Annotated in this window: 21 protein-coding genes; 10 read left to right on the top strand and 11 right to left on the bottom strand. The window is 65.1% G+C overall.

All coding sequences use genetic code 11. The annotated features are described in order from the left end of the window. The first annotated feature begins 22 nt into the window (after positions 1 to 22). Positions 23 to 2422 (top strand): multiheme c-type cytochrome, encoded by a 2400-nt coding sequence (locus IVB23_RS31010; RefSeq protein ID WP_247801122.1) that lies wholly within the window; start codon positions 23 to 25, stop codon positions 2420 to 2422. A 190-nt stretch (positions 2423 to 2612) separates the two neighbouring features. On the opposite strand, the gene IVB23_RS31005 is transcribed toward IVB23_RS31010, so the two are convergent. From IVB23_RS31005 to IVB23_RS30990, 4 genes are all read right to left on the bottom strand, one after another. Beyond that, positions 2613 to 4022: an MATE family efflux transporter gene (locus IVB23_RS31005; RefSeq protein WP_247801121.1), complete on the bottom strand. Its 1410-nt coding sequence runs from the start codon at positions 4020 to 4022 to the stop codon at positions 2613 to 2615. Positions 4023 to 4076: 54 nt separating this feature from the next. Continuing rightward, positions 4077 to 5873 (bottom strand): ABC transporter ATP-binding protein, encoded by a 1797-nt coding sequence (locus IVB23_RS31000; RefSeq protein ID WP_247801120.1) that lies wholly within the window; start codon positions 5871 to 5873, stop codon positions 4077 to 4079. 349 nt (positions 5874 to 6222) lie between these two features. Further along, the gene (locus IVB23_RS30995; protein WP_197968171.1) at positions 6223 to 7809 is read right to left on the bottom strand and encodes a DHA2 family efflux MFS transporter permease subunit; all 1587 of its coding nucleotides are present in this window, start codon (positions 7807 to 7809) and stop codon (positions 6223 to 6225) included. Positions 7810 to 8024: 215 nt separating this feature from the next. After that, positions 8025 to 9332, bottom strand: a complete 1308-nt coding sequence (locus IVB23_RS30990) for an HlyD family secretion protein (protein ID WP_247801119.1) — start codon at positions 9330 to 9332, stop codon at positions 8025 to 8027. 196 nt (positions 9333 to 9528) lie between these two features. On the opposite strand from IVB23_RS30990, the gene IVB23_RS30985 reads away from it, so the two are divergent. After that, positions 9529 to 10164: a TetR/AcrR family transcriptional regulator gene (locus tag IVB23_RS30985; protein WP_247801118.1), complete on the top strand. Its 636-nt coding sequence runs from the start codon at positions 9529 to 9531 to the stop codon at positions 10162 to 10164. Positions 10165 to 10207: 43 nt separating this feature from the next. Continuing rightward, positions 10208 to 10552 carry a DUF6665 family protein gene (locus IVB23_RS30980; protein ID WP_247801117.1) on the top strand — a complete coding sequence of 115 codons (345 nt, stop codon included), beginning with the start codon at positions 10208 to 10210 and terminating at the stop codon, positions 10550 to 10552. Positions 10553 to 10592: 40 nt separating this feature from the next. Here the strand turns inward: IVB23_RS30980 and IVB23_RS30975 are convergent, their stop codons facing one another. Then, positions 10593 to 11798: an extensin family protein gene (locus tag IVB23_RS30975; RefSeq protein WP_247801116.1), complete on the bottom strand. Its 1206-nt coding sequence runs from the start codon at positions 11796 to 11798 to the stop codon at positions 10593 to 10595. Between the two features lie 86 nt (positions 11799 to 11884). Here IVB23_RS30975 and IVB23_RS30970 point away from each other — a divergent pair, with 86 nt between their 5' ends. The 3 genes from IVB23_RS30970 (at position 11885) to IVB23_RS30960 (ending at position 14800) form a co-directional block, all read left to right on the top strand. Further along, on the top strand, positions 11885 to 12070 hold the full coding sequence (locus IVB23_RS30970) for a hypothetical protein (protein WP_247801115.1): 186 nt from the start codon (positions 11885 to 11887) through the stop codon (positions 12068 to 12070). Positions 12071 to 12409: 339 nt separating this feature from the next. Next, a complete protein-coding gene (locus tag IVB23_RS30965; protein WP_247801114.1) occupies positions 12410 to 13168 on the top strand; it encodes a DUF2147 domain-containing protein in 759 nt (252 codons plus the stop codon). Between the two features lie 285 nt (positions 13169 to 13453). Then, entirely contained in the window at positions 13454 to 14800 is a 1347-nt protein-coding gene (locus tag IVB23_RS30960; protein ID WP_247804992.1) for a FecR domain-containing protein, read from the top strand. A 51-nt stretch (positions 14801 to 14851) separates the two neighbouring features. On the opposite strand, the gene IVB23_RS30955 is transcribed toward IVB23_RS30960, so the two are convergent. Continuing rightward, on the bottom strand, positions 14852 to 15418 hold the full coding sequence (locus IVB23_RS30955; protein ID WP_061877546.1) for an NUDIX hydrolase: 567 nt from the start codon (positions 15416 to 15418) through the stop codon (positions 14852 to 14854). Positions 15419 to 15482: 64 nt separating this feature from the next. Beyond that, on the bottom strand, positions 15483 to 16346 hold the full coding sequence (asd, locus tag IVB23_RS30950) for an archaetidylserine decarboxylase (RefSeq protein ID WP_061877545.1): 864 nt from the start codon (positions 16344 to 16346) through the stop codon (positions 15483 to 15485). Positions 16347 to 16381: 35 nt separating this feature from the next. Here asd and IVB23_RS30945 point away from each other — a divergent pair, with 35 nt between their 5' ends. Next, entirely contained in the window at positions 16382 to 18046 is a 1665-nt protein-coding gene (locus IVB23_RS30945; protein WP_247801113.1) for an aminotransferase class III-fold pyridoxal phosphate-dependent enzyme, read from the top strand. Between the two features lie 305 nt (positions 18047 to 18351). On the opposite strand, the gene IVB23_RS30940 is transcribed toward IVB23_RS30945, so the two are convergent. The 3 genes from IVB23_RS30940 to IVB23_RS30930 all read right to left on the bottom strand — a co-directional run bounded on the left by IVB23_RS30940 (position 18352) and on the right by IVB23_RS30930 (position 20963). Next, on the bottom strand, positions 18352 to 19011 hold the full coding sequence (locus IVB23_RS30940; protein WP_061877543.1) for a hypothetical protein: 660 nt from the start codon (positions 19009 to 19011) through the stop codon (positions 18352 to 18354). Between the two features lie 176 nt (positions 19012 to 19187). After that, a complete protein-coding gene (locus tag IVB23_RS30935; protein ID WP_061877542.1) occupies positions 19188 to 19877 on the bottom strand; it encodes a methyltransferase domain-containing protein in 690 nt (229 codons plus the stop codon). Between the two features lie 33 nt (positions 19878 to 19910). Further along, positions 19911 to 20963, bottom strand: coding sequence for a glycosyltransferase family 1 protein (locus IVB23_RS30930; protein ID WP_061877541.1), 1053 nt, complete (start codon positions 20961 to 20963; stop codon positions 19911 to 19913). A gap of 273 nt (positions 20964 to 21236) precedes the next feature. Here IVB23_RS30930 and IVB23_RS30925 point away from each other — a divergent pair, with 273 nt between their 5' ends. Then, positions 21237 to 21962: a L,D-transpeptidase gene (locus tag IVB23_RS30925; protein WP_061877540.1), complete on the top strand. Its 726-nt coding sequence runs from the start codon at positions 21237 to 21239 to the stop codon at positions 21960 to 21962. A 97-nt stretch (positions 21963 to 22059) separates the two neighbouring features. Next, on the top strand, positions 22060 to 22488 hold the full coding sequence (locus IVB23_RS30920; protein WP_247801112.1) for a c-type cytochrome: 429 nt from the start codon (positions 22060 to 22062) through the stop codon (positions 22486 to 22488). Positions 22489 to 22501: 13 nt separating this feature from the next. Here IVB23_RS30920 and IVB23_RS30915 read toward each other — a convergent pair whose 3' ends face one another. Next, a complete protein-coding gene (locus IVB23_RS30915) occupies positions 22502 to 22897 on the bottom strand; it encodes a nuclear transport factor 2 family protein (protein WP_247801111.1) in 396 nt (131 codons plus the stop codon). 131 nt (positions 22898 to 23028) lie between these two features. On the opposite strand from IVB23_RS30915, the gene IVB23_RS30910 reads away from it, so the two are divergent. Further along, the gene (locus IVB23_RS30910; protein ID WP_247801110.1) at positions 23029 to 23508 is read left to right on the top strand and encodes an Lrp/AsnC family transcriptional regulator; all 480 of its coding nucleotides are present in this window, start codon (positions 23029 to 23031) and stop codon (positions 23506 to 23508) included. Positions 23509 to 23520 lie beyond the last annotated feature (12 nt).

Below are 23520 nucleotides of genomic sequence, written 5' to 3'. Positions count from 1 at the left end.
GTTCTGCCTCCGGTGAGCGAACGTGGCAAAAGGTTCGCGAAAGAACCGCAAGCGCGAAAATGCCGGCACGAAGGCGCACACGCCTGAATCTGCTCATCCCGCGCAACGGTCCTCGGCCACCAGGCTGAAGGCCGCTGTACTGCTGGGCGGTTCGCTGCTCGTTCTGATCGCGGGGGCACTACTATGGCCCAGAGTTTCGAAGGTCCCAGCCAAACCACGGCAAATCGCCGAACGGACATTTGTCGGTAGCGAAGCGTGCAGCGGCTGCCATGCGACGCAGGCAAAGCTCTGGCAGACCTCGCAGCACCGACACGCAATGGATCATGCGACCAACCAATCCGTTCGCGGCGATTTCAACGACGCGGTGCTTGAATACGCCGGCACGCGCTCGCGCTTCTTTCGTCGCGATAGGAAATTTCTTGTCGAGACAGACGGGCCGGACGGCAAGCCTGCGACGTTCGACATCAAATACACGTTTGGCCTCGACCCGCTGCAGCAATATCTGATCGAGTTTCCGGACGGCCGCATCCAGGCTCTGTCGATCGCCTGGGACACCAGGCCGAAAGACCAGGGCGGACAGCGCTGGTTTCATCTCTATCCGGATGCCGCGATCACCAGTAACGACCCCTTGCACTGGACCAGGCTGAACCAGAATTGGAATTTCATGTGCTCCGAGTGCCATTCGACCGGCGTGCACAAGAACTACGATGCGGCCAATAACCGCTTCGCAACGAAGTTCGCCGAGATCAGCGTAGGTTGCGAGGCCTGTCACGGTGCAGGTTCGCGCCATATCGCCTGGGCCAATCAGAAGCCGGCGTGGCGCGGCCCGGACGACGGTTTGTTGGTGAGGTTCGACGAGCGAACGGGCATCACCTGGTCAACCGAGACCGAAACGCTGAGGCCGAAGCGCAGCGTGCCCGCAACGGCCTTGCGCAAGGAGGTCGAAACCTGCGGACGCTGCCACGCGCGCCGTGATCAGCTTTCGGAGGACTGGACGCCCGGCCGTCCGCTCTCGGAAACCCACCGAGTGTCGCTGCTCGACCGGCAACGATTCCATGCCGACGGTCAGATGCGCGACGACGAGGAGACCTACAATTACACGCCGTTCAGGCAGAGCAAGATGTTCGCCAAGGGCGTGACCTGCAGCGACTGCCACGACCCGCATAGCGCCGCATTGAAGGCCCCTGGGGACGGCATCTGCGCGCAGTGCCATGCGGCGGCGAACTATGAATCCGCCGCACACCGGCACCACGTCGAGGTCTCGCCCACACCAAGTTGCGCGTCCTGCCACATGCCGGAGCGGCGCTACATGGTTGTCGACCGCCGCCACGACCATGGCTTCCGCATCCCGCGCCCCGATCTCTCGATGCACACCGGCGCACCGAATGCGTGCAACGATTGCCATCAGGACAAGCCCGCGGCGTGGGCGGCCCAGCAGATCGAGACCTGGTTCGGTCCGGAGCGGCACGACCATCAGACCTATGCTCGCGCTTTTCACGCCGCCTGGAGCGAAGCTGCCGACGCGCAGTCGCTGCTGGCCGCCATTGCCGGTTCCGGCGACGTTCCCGGTATCGTTCGCGCCAGCGCGCTGGCCGAGCTCCCGGTGCCTGACCTAATTCTGATCCGCCGCGGGCTCTCTGATCCCGATCCGCTGGTGAGATTGGGATCGCTCGATGCGCTGGAGGGGGTACCAACCGATCAGCTCTGGGCCCTCGCATCTGCGCAACTGGCCGATCCGATTCGCGGCGTGCGCATTCGCACCGCCGAGGTGCTCGCCTCCGTGCCTCCCTTTCAACAGCCTGCCGCCGACCGCGATAGGTTCGCGCAAGCCGTGGCCGAGTTTGTGGCTGCGCAGAAATTGAATGCAGATCGTCCGGACGCCCGGACAGCGCTCGGCAATTTCTATGCACGACAAGCCAGCGCCGCAGGGGCCGAAGCAGAATATCGGGCTGCCCTTAGGCTTGACCCCTCGTTCTCGCCCGCGGCCGTCAATCTTTCCGATCTGTACCGGCAACTCGGTCGCGAAAGTGATGGCGAGCAACTTCTTCGCGAAGCTCTGTCCAAATCGGGGCAAAATGCCTCGCTTCACCATTCGCTCGGCCTCGTCCTTGTACGCCAAAAGCGCGCCAATGAGGCTCTCGACGAATTGCGCCAGGCGGCAGTCCTGGAGCCAAGTCAACCGCGCTATGCTTACGTTTACGCCGTGGGGTTACATTCCTCTGGCCGCCGCGACGACGCCCTTGCTGTTCTGAGGAACAGCTTGCTAATGCATCCCAATGATCGTGATACCCTTTCTGCGGCACTCGCGCTGAGCCGCGAAAAAGGCGATTCCGCATCTGCGCTGGGCTATGCTGAGCAACTCGCGCGCCTGATGCCCCACAATCGCAAAATCGAAGACCTCATCAAGCAACTCAAGCAGTAGAGAGCTGCTTTAAGCCTCGAGATAAGCGCCTCGCGGAATCCGCAATTTGACCATGGCTGCGGCGAGCCCCGCTTTGCGCAAAAAAAGACTGCCAAGCTCGGTTCTTGCCATTCCGACCTTTGCTGCCGTTGCACGAAAGCGGTCGGTATCGGATCGAAGCTGACAGTGACGAAGATTTTTGAGTCGCCCCCTAAAGCGCGGGCACGCGTGCAGGAGGCACGACCGGCTCGGACCCCGCCTCCTCCATACCTTGCTCCGGAGGAGGCAATACCAGCCGCCTACCGAATTCGCGACGCAACAGCCACAGGCTCAACGCGGCCTGGAGCGTCGTCGCCGCGATCGACAGGTACCAGACGTGCTCCATTCGGAAGCCTGGCCGCGTCGACAGCCAGATCGCCGGCAGCGAATAGGTGAAGACGCGCGTCGCCGAGCTCAGCAGCACCGGCTTGGTGTTGCCGAGGCCCTGAAACATGCTCGAGCAGGTGAAGATGAGACCCTGCGCCACCATGTTGAGCGAGATGATCCGCAGGAACAGGTAGGCGATCTCCATCGTCTCCCGGTCGTTCGAGAATCCGGCGAGCAGCAGCTCCGGCTTCAACTGCGCCAGCATCATGAAGCCGACCATCACGGCGCTGGTGATCAGCGCCGACTTGACGAAGGTTTCCCGTACGCGCGCGCCATTGCCGGCGCCGACATTCTGGCCGGCGATCGGTCCGGCCGCCAGCGCCACCGCAAGCGCCGGCATCTGGATCAGGCCGAGCACGCGCTGCCCGATGCCGAATCCGGCCTGCGCCGCCGCGCCGAAATCGCGCAGCACGTAGTAGACCACCGCCATGAAGATGAACATCATCGCGAACTCGCCGCCGGCCGGCAGGCCGACATTGAGAATGCGCATGAGATGATGCGGCTGTGGACGCCACTGCGCCGGATTGAAGGTGACATAGCGCTCGACCTTGCGGAAATAGACAAGCAGCATCAGCGCGCCGATCGCGACCGCGATCGAACTCGCCAGCCCCGCGCCGGCAACGCCGAGCGCATAGCCGGTGCCCCAGCCCGAGATCAGCACCGGGGCCAGCGCGATATTGATGACGACCGCGACGACCCGCACCAACATGGCCGGGCGCACGATGCCGGTCGCGCGCAGGGCGGATGCCGTCACCTGCATGACGAATTCCAGCGCGAGCGCCGGCATGAACCACAACAGATAAGTGGTTCCCGCCTCGATCGTGGCCTCGTCCGCGGCGACCGAACGCATGTAGGCGCGCGACAGCACCGCTCCCGCGACCAGGGTCAACACGCCGAACAGCACCGACAGCGCAACCGCCTGGTTGAAGATCAGATTGGCATCGGGTCGATCCTTGCGCCCGACGGCGTGTGCGATCAGCGCCACCGTGCCGACGCCGAGCACCTGCATCAGCGCGTTGACGAGAAAGCCGGCATTGCCGGCCGCGGCGACGCCTGCCACGGCGGCATCGCCCAGGCCCGACACGAAGTACAGGTCGACCAGCTGGCAGACCATGATCGAGACCATCCCGGCCATGATCGGCGGCGTCATGGCCAGGATGTGTCTCACGATGGAGCCGTTCGCCAGGTCTTTCATGTCATTCATCTATGGCGGCGTGACGTCGGGACCTTCGCCCCGCCGCCGCGCGCCTCACTCCGCTGCGATCTGTCCGAGCTCCACCACCTGGCGCTCGAACAGGCCGCGATAGACGCCGTCTTGCTTGGCTGCGAGCATCGCATGCGTGCCCTGCTCTACGATCTCGCCGCGGTCGAACACCAGGATGCGATCGAGGCTCCTCACCGTCGACAGGCGATGCGCGATCACGATCGAGGTACGACCCTTCATCAGGCGTTCCATCGCCTGCTGGATCAGCGCTTCCGATTCCGAATCGAGGCTCGACGTCGCCTCGTCCAGAATCAGCACCGGCGCGTCCGTCAGGAAGGCGCGCGCCAGCGCCACACGCTGCCGCTCGCCGCCCGACAGTTTCACGCCGCGCTCGCCGACCAGCGTGCCGTAGCCCTTCGGCAGGCGCAGGATGAAATCATGCGCGTTGGCAAGCCGCGCCGCCTGCTCGATCGCCTCGAGGCTGGCGCCCGGCCGGCCATAGGCGATGTTCTCCGCAAGCGTGCGGTGGAACAGGATCGGCTCCTGCTGCACGATCGCGATCTGGCTGCGCAGCGATTGCTGCGTGGCGTGCGCGATGTCCTGCCCGTCGATCAGCACGCGGCCGCCGGTGACGTCGTAGAGCCGCTGCACCAGCTTGACGAAGGTGGTCTTGCCCGAGCCGGAGCGTCCGACCAGACCGACGCGTTCGCCGGCGCGGATCTTGACCGACAAGCCGTCGTACAGCGGCGCGCGATGGCCGCCATAGTGGAACGTGACGTCGTCGAACACGATCTCGCCGCCCTCGATCGCGATGGGTCGTGCGTCGGAAGCATCCGCAATGCCGATCGGCTCGTCATGGATCGCCACCAGCTCATCCATGTCGTTGACCGAGCGCTGGAGGTTGTTGATGTGCATGCCGACGTCGCGCAAGTACGCGTGAATGACGTAGTAGCTCGTCAGCACATAGGTGACGTCGCCGGGCGATGCGTGACCTGACATCCACAGCAGCACCGATCCGCCGATCACGGACGCGCGCAGGCACAGCAGCAAGGAAAGCTGCGACATCGCCGTGTAATTATAGCGATACCAGGTCCGCCGCACGCGCACGCGCCAGCGGTTGATGACACGGGCAAGCCGCGTGTCCTCGCGCGCTTCCGCGCCGAACGATTTCACCACGGCATTGCAGGTCAGCGCGTCCGCCAGCGTGCCGCCGACCTTGGTGTCCCAGGCATTTGAGACGCGCGCGGCCGGCGCGATGTAGCGGGTCGAGAACACCACCGTGATCGTGACGTAGAAGATCGCCCCGACCGCGATCACGAGGCCAAGCGAGGTCCAGTGCGCGCCGATCAGGATCATCGAGCCGACCAGCACCAGCAGCGACGGCGCCAGAGCCATCAGGATGGTGTCGTTGAGCAGGTCGAGCGCCCACATGCCGCGGGTGATCTTGCGGACGGTGGACCCGGCAAATGAGTTCGCGTGCCAGTCGGTCGAGAAACGCTGTACGCGCGTGAACGCGTCCTGCGCGACGTCGGACATGATTTTCAGCGTGAACGGCACGATCGCCTGGAGACCGACGAGACGCAGCACCATCGAGGCCGCGCCCAGCGCCACGATGGCGCCGAACGCAACCAGCGCCGCGTGGCGCGCATCGGGATCGGACGGACCGCGGGTCAACGCATCGACCAGATGTCCCGAGAATACCGGCATGAACAGGTCGGCAACGGTCGCGCCCAGCAGCCCGCCGGCCACGATGAGGCCGCGCCCCGGCTGCTTCAGCCAGTGCCGGAACACGAAGGGCAGCACCACGCGAATTGCGGCGGGCTTCTTGGACAGAGCGGTCATGACATCATCCGGCCGCACACGCGGGCCGGCTCCATCGATGGACGCAAGCCGGCCGCGAAAGGCCGGAACGGCGTCACTCAAAACTGATTTTGACTTGGGAAGCGGAGCGATCGGGACGCTGGGTCGAAACCTTGGCCCAATCGAAGCTGGCGGAAGAGGCCTCTAACAGGCCGCGTACATACCGAGCCAGAACGTGATCGAGGTCATCATCGAGCGCGGGCGTACGATCTGCGAATGCGACGAAATCATGCAAATCCCTCCCGGTTCGAATGAATGAGGTGCGCTTTATAGATGTGCCGCGCGTGGATTGCAACGGGGCTCGCGCGAGATCACGCACGAGTGTTGCAAATTAGTGCGCGTCGCCGCCGGCGCCGAACGGCGAGGCCGGCTTGCTCAGCAGCGCGACCAGCAGGCTGAGGCCGAGATAGAACAGCGTCAGCATGAGGAAGGTGTCGCCGAAACTCATCACCACGGCCTGGCGATGCACGAGCTGGGAGAGCTGCTTCATCGCCATCAGCGTGGAATCCCCTAACCCCTGGAATTTCTGCATGAACATGCTCAGGGTTTCGATCGCGGTCGCGTTGCCCCAGGTCACGCGCTCCTGGAGGCGGGCGATGTGCAGGTCGGTGCGGTCGTTGAGCACGGTGTTGATGACGGCAAGACCCACCGCGCCGCCGAGGTTGCGCATCAGGTTGAACAGGCCGCTCGCGTTCTTCACCCGGTCGGGTGGCAGCGTGCCGAGCGCGACGTTGTTGGTCGGCACCATCGCGAACATCATGCCGACGCCGCGCAGGATCTGCGGCACCAGCAGCTCGTAGAAATCGTATTCGCGGGTGATCCAGGTCATCTGGTAGGAGCCGATCGCGAACACGATGAGGCCGAACGCGATCATGTAGCGCATGTCGAGCGTGGCCATCAGCCGGCCGACCAGCGGCGCGACCAGGAACATGGTGATGCCGGACACGAACATGGTCTCGCCGATCATCAGCGCGCTGTAGCCCCGCACCTGGGCGAGATAAAGCGGATAGATATAGGTCAGGCCGTAAAGGCCGATGCCGATGCAGAACTGCAGCGTGCAGCCGACGGCGAAATTGCGATCGGAGAAGGTGCGCAGATTGACGATCGGCTCGTCCACCGTGAACACGCGCCAGAAGAAGGCGATCGCCGAAATCGCGCAGATCCAGGCGCAGATCGCGACCGACGTATCCTGCATCCATTCATATTGCGGGCCTTCCTCCAGCACATATTCCAGCGTCCCGAGGAAGCTGGCCATGAACAGCAGGCCCCACCAGTCGAAGCGGTCGAGCAATTCGAACTGCGGCTCGTCGAAATCGACCAGCGCCAGGACGCCGATGGTGATGCCGATGCCGGGCACGACGTTGATGAAGAACAGCCAGTTCCACGACATCAGGTCGGTGATGTAGCCGCCGACCGTCGGCCCGATCGTGGGTGCGAGGGTCGCGACCAGCCCGATGATGGGCCCGACGATGTGGAATTTCGTCCGCGGAAAAACGGTGTAGGCCGAGGCGAACACCGTCGGAATCATGCCGGCGCCGAGAAAGCCCTGAAGCGCGCGCCAGACGATCATCTCCTCGATGGTGGTGGCGAAGCCGCAGAGCAGGCTCGAAGCGGTAAAGCCGGCCGCCGAGATCGCGAACAGGAGCCGCGTGCCGAAGGCGCGCGATAGGAAACCCGACAGCGGAATCGCGATCACTTCGGCGATGAGATAGGCGGTCTGAACCCAGGAGACCTCGCTGGAGCTCGCCGACAGTCCGGCCTGGATCTCGCTGAGGGAAGCCGAGACGATCTGGATGTCCAGGATCGACATGAACATCCCGAACACCATGATGATGAACGCGAACAGCCGCTTCGGCGCAATGCGCTCCGAAGCGGGATCCGCCGTCATGGCCGGTGAAGCGGTGGTGGCATTTGCCATGGTGTCAGCTCTGACTGGAGCAGGCTGCGAGTTGGGTACACCTCTCCCGCTTGCGGGAGAGGTCGCCGCGCTCAAAGAGCGCGGCGGGTGAGGGCTCTATCCTCTTGGGGAATCTCCCTGGCGGAGACAACCTCTCCCCAACCCTCCCCCGCAGGCGGGGGCGGGAGCGCACCTGCGCTCGGGGTAAGAGTGCGTCGAGGCTCATGTCACCGCGCTTACTGCGGATGGACCGCGGGATCGTCGAGATCGACCTCGCTTTCGGCGTCGGCGGCGCCCTTGTTGGTGTCGACGGTGGCGTAGACCGACATGCCGGCACGGAGCAGGTTCTGCTTCGCCACCGATTTCGGCACGCGGATGCGGACCGGCACGCGCTGCACGATCTTGGTGAAATTGCCGGTGGCGTTGTCCGGCGGCAGCAGCGTGAACACCGAGCCCGCACCCGCCGCGATGCTGTCGACGACGCCGGAGAACTTGCGCATGCCGTAGGCGTCGACCTTGATCGTCACCGGCTGGCCGGGCCGGATGCGCTTGAGCTGTGTTTCCTTGAAGTTGGCGTCGATATAGACGTCGTCGAGCGGCACGATGTTGCCGAGGCGCTGGCCGACCGCGACGAAGTCGCCGGTATTGACCAGGCGGTTGGAGAACGTGCCGTTGACCGGCGCGCGCACCGCGGTGAAGGCGAGGTCGCGCTCGGCCTTGGCCAGCGTGGTCTTGAGCTCGGCGAGCTGGGCCTGGGCTTCGGCCTGCTGGGCCCTGGCGACATCGACATTGCTGACGGCAACGTCGTAGGCGGCCTGCGCGGCCTTGACCGCGGCGGCGCCCTGATCGCGGCCGGCTTCCGAGCTCTCGAAGGTGGCGCGCGAGGCAAAGCCCTTGCTGCTCAGCGCCTGCTGGCGCTCATAATCGAGGTCGGCGCGCTTGAGGCCCGCCTCCGCGGAGACGAGCTGCGCCTTGGCCTGCGCGACCTGGCTGTCGAGCGCGGCGACCTGGCGGCCGATGCGATCGATGGTGGCCTGCTGGGTCGCGATCTTGGTCGCCGCGGCTTCGACCGCGATCTTGTAGTCGCCGTCGTCAATGCGGAAGACGATGTCGCCGGCACGCACCGGCGTGTTGTCGCCGGCGAGGATCGCGGCAATGTGGCCGGCAACGCGCGCGCCGAGCATGGTGTTGTTGGCGCGGACATAGGCGTCGTCGGTGGAAACATAGAAGCGGCCGACCAGCGTGTAATAGCCGGCGTAGCTCGCGGCCGCGAGCGCGAGGACGAGGCCGACGCCCATCAGGACGAATTTGCGCTTGCCCGATTTGGGCGCACCGGCGGCGGGCGCGCCTGGCGCGGGTGCGGCCGGCTTGTCGGTCACGGGCTTTGGCGCCTCCGGGGCCGGATGTTTCGCTTCGTCGGCCACATGAGCGCGCAACTGCTCGGCATGGGGTGCGGCTGTCTCGGACGCAGCATCATCGCCCGACTGCAGCTCCACCGCGTCCTGGCGAAGGACGCGAGCAGTCTGGTCTCTCGATACGGCCATAAAGGCCTCCCCCAAATATGTGCGATCGAGGGCGGCCGCCGCGCAGCCGGTTCCCTCTCGCTGACTCCAAGTACCATTGACCGAACCGTTCGGTCAATATAGACAATCTTCGCAGGACAGACCATACGACCTTGAAGGCTTTATTCGGGTTTCATGGAACTGATCCGGTCCAAAAACCTTCCGAGACACTAAACCAATGGTTGTAGCTGCCAACGAACATCCGCAGGTTGTCCATGAAGAGGACAGCTCCAAGCGCCGCCAGATCCTCGACGGCGCCCGCAAAGTGTTCATGGACCTCGGTTTCGATGGCGCCAGCATGGGCGAGATCGCGCGCGCCGCTCAGGTCTCGAAGGGCACGCTCTACGTCTACTTCGCCGACAAATGCGCGCTGTTCGAAGCCATCCTCGAGCAGGAAGCGCTCCAGCACGGCCAGGTCGTGTTCAATTTCGATCCCACCCGTGATGCCAAGACCACGCTGAAGGAGTTTGGCCTCGCCTACCTTCACCTGGTGTGCCGGCCCGGTGGCGGATCGGCGATCCGCACCGTGATGGCGATCGCCGAACGCATGCCCGATGTCGGCCGCCGTTACTATGGGCGCGTGCTCGACAAGTCCATCAACCGCCTTTCCGATTATCTCAAGGCCCGCGTCGCCGCGGGCGATCTCGATATCGACGATTGCGATCTAGCCGCCTCGCAGTTCATGGAGCTGTGCAAGGCCTCGCTGTTCCTGCCTTTCGTCTTCCAGGCCGCGCCCGCGCCCTCGGAACAGCGCATGACCGAGGTGGTCGACAGCGCAACGCGGATGTTCCTGGCGGCGTACAAGGCGAAGTAGCAGCGCGTTGCGCAGACGGGCTGGGCGGCACTATATTGCGGCCATGTCTCGTGATCTTCGCCCGCCGGTCGACATCCTCCACTACGAGATCGTTCAGGAACAGGCCTCGGCGCTTGGACGGATGGGCCGCGCGCTCGAACAGAGTCTTGCGCGTTTGCGCGAATTCGACGCCGCCCACGCCCCCTCGGAGGTTCCGGCCGCGATGCAATCGGTCAGGCGCAAGCTGGTGATGGAAGCCGGCCACGCGCTTTGGATGTTCGTCGTCCAACGTGAGGCGTCCGGCTTGCGCGACAGCCGCCACATCATGCGCACCTACAACGTCCCGGGTGAGGTGCAGCGGTGCATGGGGCTGGCCCCGGCACCGTCAAGCCGGCCTCGTAGATCGTAGCATGTATGGAGCGAAGCAGGATACGGGGACGATCGCGCCACTACTCGTCGATGTACTCGTCTTCTTCGCGCTTGTGCATCGCGCTCCTGCGCGCACCGAGTGAACCGGTCACCGATGGCTCGCGCGCACTCGCATAGGGTCTGCGCGACTGCGCGCGCGCGGCGACCTCCTCGCCGGACACGGCGGCAGGCTGGCAGATCAGGCGGCGGCTGGCGCGGCGCATCAGGTCGACGTGAATGTGATCGTAGTGAAAGACGTTCGAGCCCGGCGCGAGCACGGTGGTGAAATGCGCGCACGCTCCCGACTGCACGTCGCGCAGGAAACCCTGTTCCTCCGGCATGCCGCGCCAGCCGTCCTTCACCGTGACGCGGCGGCCGTCGGCCAGCACGAAGGCGGAGATGTCGAGCGCATTGCCGAAAGCGTGCTCGGAGATGTGAGCCCGCGAGTTGCCGTTCATGCCGCGGCAGGAATAGGCGGAGATCTGCTTGATCTCGGCGACGCGGACGCCGAACCAGCGCATCGCCGAGGGCTGCACGGTGTCGGCGAGCCAGCGGTCGAGCTCGGACACGATCGGACAGGCGAGCGTCGCCGTCGGCTTGATCGCGACGGGACCGACCGCGGTGACGGGATTGCCCTGCGCCGGACCAAGGCGCGGCAGTGGCTGCTGCGCGGGCGCCTGCGAGTAAGGCGCCGGCCGTGCCGGATAGCTCGGCGCATTCATGTAGCGCGCAGCCCCGGCGGCATCGGTGCCTTCGGGCGGCAGATCGATCTCGTCCTCCTGCGGCGCCACGCCGGGCGCGTTCAGCGACATCGGCCCGGTCGCGGCCCCATAGCCGGACGGCTGGCGCGTCGCGCTCTCGGGATAGTTCGACCGCGGCGGATAGGAGGAGGCCGGGTAGTTCTGGCCCTGCGGATAGTTCGATTGCGGCTGTGTCACGGGCCAGCGCGGCTGGTTGCCGATGCTCCCCGGCGGACGCAATGGCTCGTCGGCAAAGCCATAGGTGCTGGAGGCTTCGCCGATCGCTGCGACCTTGAGTGGAAACTCGGCGCCGCACTGGCCGGGGCCGGAAATCGGGTCGATGCGGACGATGTCCGCACTCTCCTTCACCGCGCCCGATTTCAGGCATGCGGCTTCTGCCTCGGCCCGCCACGGTTCGCGTTCGGCCTGGAAGAAGCCGCGTCCGCAACCCGCTAGCGAAACAAGGACGATGGAGCCGACGAGATACAAACGAACTCCGCGCGTCATGCACGCACGTTCGGTGAATTTACTTAAAGACTCTTCAACACGTTGATTTCAGCCTTCCTTAACCATGCCGGCCGGCGCGCGCCCGGATGCACGGCCCGATCGACAGCAAGCCTGACTTTTTCGGAAGGAGACTCTCTGTTAACCATGATGCCCGCGCGCAAAGCGGCGCGCTTGGAGAGAGCGACCTCATGACGTTCGCCTGCAGACTGAGCGTTGTCGCCGCCTACCTCGCCATGGCCTTCGTCGGCGCTATCGTGCTCGGCGTGATCTAGAGGCTTCAGGCCGCCACATCGAACGCTGCCACGTTGCCGTTCCCTTCTCGCCCTGTGGAAGGTGGCATAGGCGAGCTTTGGCCGCCGTTCCTGGGAACTCCGACTGCCATCGTGCGATGCATGTGCGAAGGCGCAAGCCGCGGCATCGGCGTCCGGCCCAGCGTCGCGACGACTCTATGCAGAAGAGCGGGACCTGAACGTGCGCTGCCTCACCCAGACGCGCTCGCCGGTCGTGACGTTCATCACAGAACGCCTGCCCACCCCGGCGTAGGGTCGAACCACGCTTCATCCACCAGCGACACTTGTCATATCGCGACCACGCCATTTTCGGAGGTTGTCATGAACAAGCTCTCCATCGCCGCCACCGCTCTCTTCCTCGCTTCGACTGCCGCCGCACATGCCGGCAATTCGATCTCGTTCCAGATCGAAGGCCAGCGCATTCGCATCGAGACGCCGCGCAACTGCGCCTCGCTCGATTGCGTGACCATCGTCGCGCCGGGCCTGTCGGACAAGCCGATCAAGCTGAACGACATCAACCTCAAGGGCCTTGGCGGTTTCAAGGACGATGACGCCGACACCGCGCCGGCTCCCGCCCCCGCGACGGCGCAGCCTGCGCCGGCTCCGGTCCAGGCGGCTGCGCCCACGGCGCCGGCCGTGACCACGCCCGCCGCCCCGGCAGCAACCGTCGCCGCCGCTCCGTCCGTCGGCGTCGACGCCACGCAGCCTGCGCCCGCTCCGGTTGCCCCGCCCGCTCCCGTCGTTGCGGCTCCCGCGCCGGCCCCGGCTCCTGTTGCCGCCGCGCCCGTGGCGGCGCCGAACTCGCCGATCGGCCTGTGGGCAACCGAAGGCAACAAGGGCAATGTCCGCGTCGAGCAGTGCGGCGCCAATCTCTGCGGTTACGCCGAGAAGACCAATGCGCGCATCCTGATCAACATGAGGCCCGACGGCTCGAAGTGGAGTGGCCGCATCCACGATCCCGACTCCGGCCGCAACTACGATTCCACGATCGCCATGAAGGGTCCGAACGCAATGCGCGTTCAGGGCTGCGCCTTCGGCGGCATGTTCTGCGGCGGCCAGACCTGGAAGCGTGTGAGCTGATATTACCACGGTCATCCCGGGGCGATGCGAAGCATCGAACTATGGTGCGCAATTGCGCACCTGAGGATCTCGCGCCGCAGACACCCATTCCAATTTCGAGATTCCGGGTTCGCGACTTCGTCGCGCCCCGGAATGACGAGCAAGAAGGCGACGCCACATTCTGGGCGAACGTGGCTTTCAAACACTCCTTCCCCTGCGAAACATGTTCATCCGCCATTCAGCCAAGCCCGGCTCATATCCGCAGCTCTCGCCTCGTGTTCTCACCGGAACTTCCCCGTGACTCCATTGGTGGCTTGGCGCCGCTTCGCGTTCGCGCTTGTGCTGCTGGCCTTGCCGCTGGCTGGCAGCAACGCGGCTCGTGCATTCGAGGCCATCGAGTTCGCCCAGGCGCAGCCGCAAGCACAGCCGCTACCCGGCCCCTCCCCGACGCCGTTGGCCTCACCGACACAAGCTGCAGACGCACAGCCCGCCGCCGTCGAGCCGATCGGCAACGTCGCGACGGTGACGGGAATCGCGACCGTGATCCGCGACAAGAACTCCTATCCGCTGCGCGTGCGCGATGACATCTATCTCAACGACGTGGTGCAGACCTCGTCGAACTCCTCGCTCGGCATCACCTTCAACGACGCCACCACGTTCAATCTCTCGGCCAGCGCCAGAATCACGATCGACAATTACGTCTACGAGGACGGCAGCAGGCAGAATTCTGCGATCTTCGACGTCGGCAAGGGCACGGTTGCCTTCGTGGCGGCGGCGGTGGCGAAGACCGGCGACATGAAGATCACCACGCCGACGGCAACGCTCGGCATCCGCGGCACCACCGGCGTCGTCGAGGTGCCGGAAGACGCGGCAGCGAGCAGGGCCAGCAACGTCAACATCAAGCTCTATCCCGACGCCGACGGCCGGGTCGGCCACATCGATGTCGACGACCGCAGCAGCGGCACGCGGCTCGGCGCGCTGACACAGCCGTCCAGCGGCTTTGCGATCCGGCCGGGTGCGGGCGGCGCCGGCGGCGTCATGCGCTTTGCCGCGGTACCGATCACGATTCCCGCGCAGCAGATCGCGCGCGACCGCGGCTTCGTCAGCCAGGTGCATCTGGCACAAACCACGGGCCGGCAGATCGTCACCGAGCAGCGCAACTTCCGCCGCGCCCATCCGGGCGCGCTCAGCCGCATTCCGCGACCGGTCCAACCGCAGCAGCAGCAATTGCGGCCGAATACGCCGCCGGGACAACAGCGACCGAACGGCCAGCCCGGCCAGAACATCCGTCCGGGTCGGCAGCAGCCGGGTACGCCTGACCGGCAAGGCGCGCAGCCGCCGCAGCGGCAGGGGCAAGGCGGCGCTGTGCAGCCGGGTGGCCGGCGCGCAGGCCAGGGACAGCAGCAAGGCGCAGGTCGCCCGACAGGCGCGCCGCGCCGCGGAGAAGCAACGCAGCCGGGCGCCGCGCCGCAAACCCGGCCGCAGCGCGGTGGACAGATGCAACCTCAGCCCGGCGGAATCGTGCCGCCGCAGCCGGGCCAGCCGGCCGCGGCTCAACAGCCAGACACGCAGCGCCCCGGTGGATTCCAGCAGCGCCTCACACCGCCACGAAGACCGGCGCCTTCTCCGAAGGAAAGGAAAGAGCGGCGGTGACGGCGCCGCCCCTCCGTCATTGCGAGCGTGGCAGAGCGGCGTGAACAGGTCTCACGCCTCGCCGCGCAGCCACGCCTTCACCTTCTGCAGCAAACCGTGGCGCAGCTCATCGACAGAGGCCGCCTCGGCCGGAGTCAGCGTCTGCAAGGCGGCATCGATGTCATCGGCCGCTTGCGTCGGCTCGGGCGGCGGGAGCGACGCTGCCAGCCCTGCCGCCGCAAGCGCGATCGGACCGACCTGGTTGAGGAACGCGCGCTCATATTCGCGCGACAGGCGGGCAATCGCATCGTCCAGCGTCAGCCAGTCGACCGCCTTGATGTCGTTCATCAGCTTGCGGACCGGTCCGCCGTCAGCTTCCATCCGCCAGAAATGCACGACCTTGGAGCGCCCGCCGGACTGATAAACGAGGGTACCCAGAAATTCGTGCACGGCAACCTCGTGGCCGGTCTCCTCCAGCACCTCGCGATGCGCAGCTTCCTTCGGCGTCTCGCCGTCGTCGAGCTTGCCCTTGGGGAGGACCCATTCGTTGCGCTTGCGCTGGCGCACCACCGCGATCAGCGGCGCCGAGCCACGCCGCAGCACAATACCACCCGCGGCCATGACCGGCGCCCGCGCCATCGCTCACATCCGAAATCGTCGTCCCCGACAGACGATATAGCCAGCGGGGACGGCAGATTGAAGGCTACTTTCTCCTCAAGAGCGCTTGACCCGCGCGAATGCGCGAACCCTCGGCGATGCCGTCGCAAAAGTTGAAATCGCCGGGCGCCAGGATGATGATGGTCGAGCCGTGCTCGAACCAGCCGAGCTCCTCGCCCTTGGCCACGTTGACGTCACAGGGGAAATTGACCGGCCCCTTCGTCTGCGCGTTCAGCACCATGTCGAGGAAGTGCAACCGGATGCTCGCGACCAGGATCGCCGCAACGGGCACCAGTGTCACCGCCTCGCCGGTGGAGAGGTGGGCGCGGATCACCGCGCGCTCGTTCTTGCAGAACAGACGCTCGACGCGCTTGAGCGCGATCGGGTTGACGTTCCAGACGTCGCCATGGATCAGCGTGACGCGTTCGATATGGGCGTCATAGGGCGCGTGGAAGCGGTGATACATGCTCGACGTCAGCCGCAGCGTGACGAAGGAGCCGTTGCGGTGCTGGTCGACCAGCGCGGAATCGCCGAGCAGGTCGAGCAGCGAATAGGGCGCACCCTTGACCTGGAACAGCTCGGTGTCGGCGATCTTGCCGTGGGCGCCGACGATTCCATCAGAGGGACTCGCCACCACCGCCGGATCCGGATCAAACGGCCGCAGGCCCGGCTTCAGCTCCCGGGTGAAGCAGTCGTGCAGGCTCTTGAAATGCGTCTTGCGCGCCTCCGACAGATCGAGGTCCGAGAACAGCTTCCACAGCGCGATCGAGAAGTCGCGGACGAGCGGATTCTCGACCTTGGAGAACCAGCCCATGAAGCGGGTCAGGGCCGCGCGGGGGATGCGGTTGGTCAACAGGAAGTTGAGGTCTTCCTGCTGGGTGAAAGAGGCGATGAGGGCTTTGACTGTCATGAATCTGTCAGCTCGCAGGGTTAGCGCTTGTTGTCATGGAAACGACACTCCCGATTCTCTCGATGTCCGTGGCCGCCGCAGCGTCCGCTGTCGCCGCCTTCCCGAAGCTCAAGGCGCGCATCGAACTCTCCCGCGCCAAGCACCGGTCGCTCGCCGGGCACTCCAAGATGTCGCGCCGGGTAGCGCGGCTGCTGCCGTTCTATGAGTACGGAGAGAACGACTATTTCTCCTGCGACGGTGCGCCCGCGAACATCGCCGCGCAACGCAAGGACGGCTTCTTCCGCCTCGCCCGCCTCTACGCCGAGCGCTACCCGAAGGGCCGCGCGATGACGAAGGAGGCGGCGGAGAAGATCTCCGACCTGAACTTCACCGAGAGCTACCGCGTGCCGTTCCAGTTCTCGCATCTCGTCCGCGAGCACCTGGGCACGTCGACCTTCATGGAGTCCTCGCGCGGCGTCACAGTCACCGACGTCGACGGCAACACCTCTTACGATCTCACCGGCTCGTACGGCGTCAACATCTTCGGCAACGACTTCTACAAGGAATGCATCGCGGGCGCCGAGAAGCGGGCGCATGCGCTCGGACCGGTGCTCGGCCCCTACCACCCCGTCATCCTGGAGAACGTGCAGCGGCTCTGCCAGATTTCCGGCCTCGACGAAGTCTCGTTCCACATGTCCGGCACCGAAGCCGTGATGCAGGCGGTGCGGCTGGCGCGCTACCACACCAAGCGTACCCATCTCGTCCGTTTCGCCGGCGCCTATCACGGCTGGTGGGGCGACGTGCAGCCCGGCGTCGGCAATCCCATCCCCGCGCACGAGACCTACACCCTCGCCGAGATGTCCGAGAAGACGCTGCACGTGCTGAAGACGCGCAAGGACATCGCCTGCGTGCTGGTCAATCCGCTGCAGGGCCTGCATCCGAACGCCAACGCGCCCGGCGATTCCTCGCTGGTCGATTCCTCCCGCGGCGGCAATTTCGATCGGGCCGCTTACACGGAGTGGCTGAAGAAGCTGCGCGAGGTCTGCACCGAACGCGGCATCGTCTTGATCTTCGACGAGGTCTTCGTCGGCTTCCGTCTCGCCGCCGGCGGCGCCCAGGAATATTTCGGTGTGCGCGCCGACATGGTGACCTACGGCAAGAGCCTCGCCGGCGGGCTGCCGGTCGGCGTGGTCTGCGGCAAGAAGGAATTGATGCGCCGCTTCCGCGACGATCGTCCCGCCGACATCTGCTTTGCCCGCGGCACCTTCAATTCGCATCCCTACGTCATGACGGCGATGGACGAGTTCCTGAGCCGGCTCGCCAGCCCGAACTTCCGCGCGGTCTATGACGGCCTCGAGGAGACCTGGAACGGCCGCATCCAGAAGCTCAACCGGATGATGGAGAGCGCCGACCTGCCAGTGCGATTCGCCAACTTCTCCTCGATCTGGACGGTGAAATACACCACGCCGTCCCGCTACAACTGGATGCTGCAATACTACCTGCGCGCCGAGGGCCTGGCGCTGAGCTGGGTCGGCACCGGCCGGCTGATCTTCAGCCTCAACTACACCGACGCCGACTTCACCGAGGTCGCCGAACGCTTCGTCCGCGCCGCCGAAAAGATGAAGGCCGACGGCTTCTGGTGGCACGACGGCGTGCTCACCAACAAGCAGATCAAGCGGCAGATCCTGAAAGAGATGCTGGCCAAGCGCCTCGGGCGCTGAGGCTTTCTGACACTTGGCCCCGATCACCGCTCGCCCTTCTCCCTCGCCCCGCTTGCGGGGAGAGGGTCGGGGTGAGGGGGACTCTCCGCGCGTGCGGTGAGCGTTGACGCACGACCATCTGGCAGCCCCCCCGCGGAGAGCCCCCCTCACCCGAATTTGCGCTCCGCGCAAATTCGACCTCTCCCCGCACGCGGGGAGAGGTGAAGGAAGCACCGCGTTCGCAGCACCCAACACGTGGATGCCCGGGACGAGCCCGGGCATGACGTAACCATCAGACATCGGAGTGCGTCGTGCGAGCAGCGCGCTCAGGCGTGTTGCTCTTCGAGCACGGGCTCGTCGATGAAGCCCAGCGTATGCTCGGGATTGAGGTGCAGGCCGGGATCCATCAGCTCGCCGCGCATCAGCGCCAGCGGCGCCTTGTGATAGAGCATCAGGTCGTGGAACGGATCGGTCAGGATTTTGGTCATCCAGACGAGGCCGGTCTCGACGTCGCGGATGAAGAACAGGTGCACGGTGCGGAACAACAGGCCGCCGCCGCCGACCACGAGCCAGATCTTCGCCACCTGCCGCATGAAGTCGGTCGCGCTCTGCCAGGGCGTGAAGATGCCGAACAGGGTGGGATCGACGACCAGCACCAGCGGCGACAGCGCCCAGATCGCCATCAGCACCACCTTGCGCTGAAGGTTGTAACCGACCTTGATCTCTTCCTTGTATTCGTGCGTCGCCTGGTTGACGTGATCGTAAGTATGCGGCTCGAAGAAGAAATGTCCGGCCTGGCGCGAGGTCATCGACACCAGCCAGCCGACCAGCGCCGAGACCACGGGGTCGATGAACAGCCAGACATAGGCGAACAGGAAGCTCAGCGCGCTGACGAAGTGCAGGCTCTGGTTGATGCGGCTGTGGTGATAGTAGCGATGGTCGTCCCAGCGCTGGATCCGCAGCTGCTCGAGATAGTTCTTGATCATGCTCTCCCCCAAAATGCTTTCGGGTGCGGGATTACAGGGATTCGATGTAGGCCGTGTGACATCATCATTTTGTCATGTGACGATGCGCAGCGGCGCGATGACGCACGGGTTACTCTCTTTTTTCATCCTGAGGAGCGCGCTCTTGCGCGCGTCTCGAAGGATGAAGGCCGAGGAACTCAAGCCGCCTTGGCGACGTCGACCTTGCGGAAGCGCACCAGCGAGAAATGACCGAGCGGCGGGATCAGGCGGCGCTCGGCGAGCTCAATACCGTTCGCACCGGAGAGCCACTTGGCATAGCGCGACCAGGCGAATTCGGCCGTGCGGAAGCCGAGCGGGCGCACCACCGGCTGCAGCTTCTGCTCGATGAAGCGGCGCATGCCGGTGTCGGCGCTGACGCGGGTGAGGATGATCAGCTCGCCGCCGGGGCGCAGCACGCGGGCGAATTCGTCGAGCGCCTTCTCCGGGTTCGGCACGGCGGTGACGACATATTGGGCCATCACGACGTCGAAGGAATTGTCAGGGAATTCGAGCTTCTCGGCGTCCATCACCGCGAGGCCCTCGACGTTCTTCAGCTTCTGCTCCTTCACGCGGCGGCGCGCCTTGTCGAGCATCGCTTCCGAAATGTCGGTCCCGAAGATGCGAACGTTGGGGGCATAGAGCGGCAGCGAGATGCCGGTGCCGACGCCGACCTCGAGCACGCGGCCGCCGATCTTGTTGGTGGCCGCGATCGCCGCCTGCCGGCCCTTGGCGAACACGCCGCCGAACACGAGATCGTAGACCGGCGCCCAGCGGTCATAGGCCTGCTCGACCGTGCCGCGCGTGAGGTCGAGCTGCTGGGTGCCGTCAAGGTTCATGATCTTAGCCATCGATGGGGTTCTCGCTGTGGTTCGAATGGACGGTCAACCGCGCACCGGCCGCCGCGCCATGCGAGGCGAGGCGCGCAGGACGCGGCTGGGCTGCAGTGAGGTGAGATTGCCGACGAACTGGCGCGCGCTGTTCTCCCAGGAGCGCTCCAGCGCGAAATTGCGGCAGGTCTCGCGCGACATGGTGAGCGCGCGCAGGCAGGCGGTGCGCAGATCGTGGTCGATCGCGCCGATCGGGTGATCGGCAATGACGTCCTTCGGTCCCGTGACCGGAAACGCCGCGACCGGCGTGCCGCAGGCGAGCGCCTCGAGCTGCACCACGCCAAAGGTGTCGGTCAGGCTCGGAAACACGAAGACGTCGGCAGCGGCGAGATGCGCGGTCAGATCCGCGCCCTTCTTCTCGCCGAGGAAGACGGCGTCCGGGTACTTCTTTTCGAGCGCCGCCTTCTGCGGCCCGTCGCCGACGACGACCTTGGTGCCGGGCAGGTCGAGCGAGAGGAATGCTTCGAGATTCTTCTCCACCGCCACGCGGCCCATCGTCATGAAGATCGGGCGCGGCAGGTCGAGCTCGGCCGGACTATCGGGATGGAACAGTTCGGTGTCGACGCCGCGCGTCCAGAAACCGAGCCGCTTGAAGCCGCGCTCGGACAGCTCCTGCCGCAGCGAGGGCGTCGCCACCATCGTCATGGCGGCGGCATCGTGGAAGTGGCGCAGCACGGCATAGCCGATTGCGGCCGGGATGCCGGTCCGCACCGCGACATATTCCGGAAAGCGCGTCGTGTAGGAAGTGGTGAAGGCAAGCCGGTTGCGGCGGCAATAGGCCCGTGCCGCCCAGCCGATCGGGCCCTCGGTCGCGATATGCAGCGCATCCGGCGCGGCCTTCTCGATCCGCCGTGCGATCTCCTTGCCGCCCGGCAGCGCAAAGCGCAGGCCCGGATAGGTCGGCAGCGGCCAGGACGGAAAGCCGTCGGGGGTGAGGAAGTCGATCTCGACCTCGAGGGCCTTGGCCGCATTCGCCAGCGAGGTCAGGGTGCGGACCACACCGTTGACCTGCGGATGCCAGGCGTCCGTCGCGATTAATACCCGCATGGGAATATCCCGAGAGTTTGATGATTCTCAGGCATCGACCATCAACGAAGGATATTTCAGGCGTGTGACGTCACAGAAGTGTCGGCGTGCTGTTTTGTTCGTTAACGGGCCGTCGGGGCCACGAAACCGTCATGAAACAATCCTTTCCGCGACGAAACCGTTTTCGGTTTTCCGCGCAAATGTCCCGAAACGTTTCGCCGTTAGGACTTGAGGCAACGGAGCACCGAAATGGTGCCGCGGTGAGCAGAAACACCGAGCAAACAGGGGCGACCAATGTTCAATCTGGATATGTTCAAGACGTTTTCGCGCGCCGCTGCGTTCAGTGCAGCCGCGATCTCCGCAATCGCGTTCGCTAGCGCAGCCAAGGCCGCGCCGGTGCAGATCTTCCCGTTCTTCCAGCCGCTGCCGCCGATGACCGCGCCGCAGCCGCTGCAGCCCTATCAGCCGTATCAGCCCTATCAGCCGCCGACCTACCAGACAGAGCCGTCCGAGGATCAGGACGCAGTCGAGCTGCCGGCCCGCTTCCGCCGCCAGACCGTGTCTTATGCAACGCGCGAAGCGCCGGGCACGATCATCATCGACACGCCCAACACCTATCTCTATTATGTGCTCGGCAACGGCCAGGCGTTGCGCTACGGCATCGGCGTCGGCCGCGACGGCTTCACCTGGTCCGGCATCCAGTCGGTGAGCCGCAAGGCGGAGTGGCCGGCCTGGACTCCGCCGCCGGAAATGATCGCCCGCCAGCCCTATCTGCCGCGCCACATGGCCGGCGGCCCCGGCAATCCGCTCGGCGCCCGTGCGATGTATCTCGGCGGCACCATCTACCGGATCCACGGCACCAACGCGCCCGAAACCATCGGCAAGCGTGTCTCCTCGGGCTGCATCCGCATGACCAACGAGGACGTCACCCACCTCTATTCCCGCGTGAACGTCGGCACCAAGGTGATCGTGCTGCCGATGACCGAGCGCAGGGCCGAGCTCGGCACGGCAACGCGCTGAACGACCGGACATTGTGACGCAAGCGGCCCCGGAACCCCCCGGGGCCGTCTTTGTTTGCCCTCGACATCCCGACGCGCCTGTTGCGGCGCGATCCCCGATGGAGGCGCAAATGCAACCACGCCTGCAACCTTCGTCAGAAGCGTGGGTGCACGCGATCGGCGCCGGGGCACTGACGCTGCTGTTGTCCGCACCCTTCTCACTCGCGCAGCAACCCGCGAGTGACGATAAAGGCCAGCAAGCCTTCAACAACTCCTGCCGCACCTGCCACTCCATGAAGGAGGGCGACAATCGGCTCGGTCCCAACCTCAACAAGATCGTCGGACGCAAGGCCGGCTCGCTGCCGAACTACAACTACTCCTCGTCGATGAAGGAAGCCGGCTTCGCCTGGGACCAGGACAAGCTCACCCGCTTCATGGTCAAGCCGGACGAGGTCGTGTCCGGCCACAAGATGCAGCCCTATGGCGGCGTCTCGGCAGAGGAAGCGGGCAAGGTGTTTGCGTATCTGCAGGCGGCGGGAACGCAATAGGATCGAAGCGGCGTTAGGTGGCCACCGGCTCGTGCCGTCGCTCGATATGGAACGACTTCGCCGTGATCAGCCAAACATTGTGGATGCGGTGATACGCCAGATAGTCGATGTACTGGAGCAGATCGATCCGAACGCGAACCTTGACCATGGCCTGCTGCGCCGACGCCAGCTCGATCAGCAATATCTCCTGAAGGCGCGGTGCATTCTTGGACTTGGGCGACGGGGCCGAGGCCAGCATCGTCCTGTAGTCCCGGACCGGCAATATCCGCAATTCGTCATCGCGAAATCCGTGGAGCTGCGCGGTCGGCGCAAAGACGCGGTCAAACTGCGCGACGTCGTTGTCGTACATCAGCGTGAAGTAGCGTTCGACGGCCTCCAGCAGAGGGGCGATATCCGGGCTTTCGGTCATGGTTCACTCCATCAGCGGCAACATCGGAGCAGTCATCCCACGGAAAGCCGAGGCATGTCCTAGCGAACTGGGCTAGTCTCGACGGCTCGGGCGCAACATTGTGCCTTTCTCGATCCAACAGGATGCACTTCATGCCAAAATGCGAGCTGGATGCGATCGACCGGCGCATCGTCACCGAACTCCAGAGCAATGCACGATTGAGCAACATCGAGCTGGCGGAGAAGGTCGGATTGTCGCCGTCACCCTGCCTGCGGCGGGTGAAGCGGCTGGAGCGGGACGGCTATATCGACGGCTACCGCGCGTCCTTGCGGCGCGGCCGGCTCGGGCTCGGCTTCTCGGCCTTCCTCGGCGTCAAGATCAACGGCCATGCCAACGATCAGGCATTGAGCTTCGAGAGGACGGTGGTCGCCATGCCCGAGGTCGTGGCCTGTCACCTCGTCGCCGGCGAAGCCGACTACCTCCTTGAAATCGTCGTGCCCGAGTTGGAGGACTACCAGCGCTTTCTGGTCGACAAGCTGCTCAACCTGCCCATCGTGCGGGAAGTCCGCAGCAGCATCGCGATCCAGACGCTGAAGGCGGGTGCACCCTTGCCGCTGGCGCACCTCTCATAGCCATGATCAGGC

The sequence above is a fragment of the Bradyrhizobium sp. 191 genome (assembly GCF_023100985.1).
GTDB lineage: Bacteria > Pseudomonadota > Alphaproteobacteria > Rhizobiales > Xanthobacteraceae > Bradyrhizobium > Bradyrhizobium diversitatis.
The sequence above is the reverse complement of the archived record's forward strand: the minus strand, read 5'-3'. Positions and strand labels throughout refer to the sequence as shown.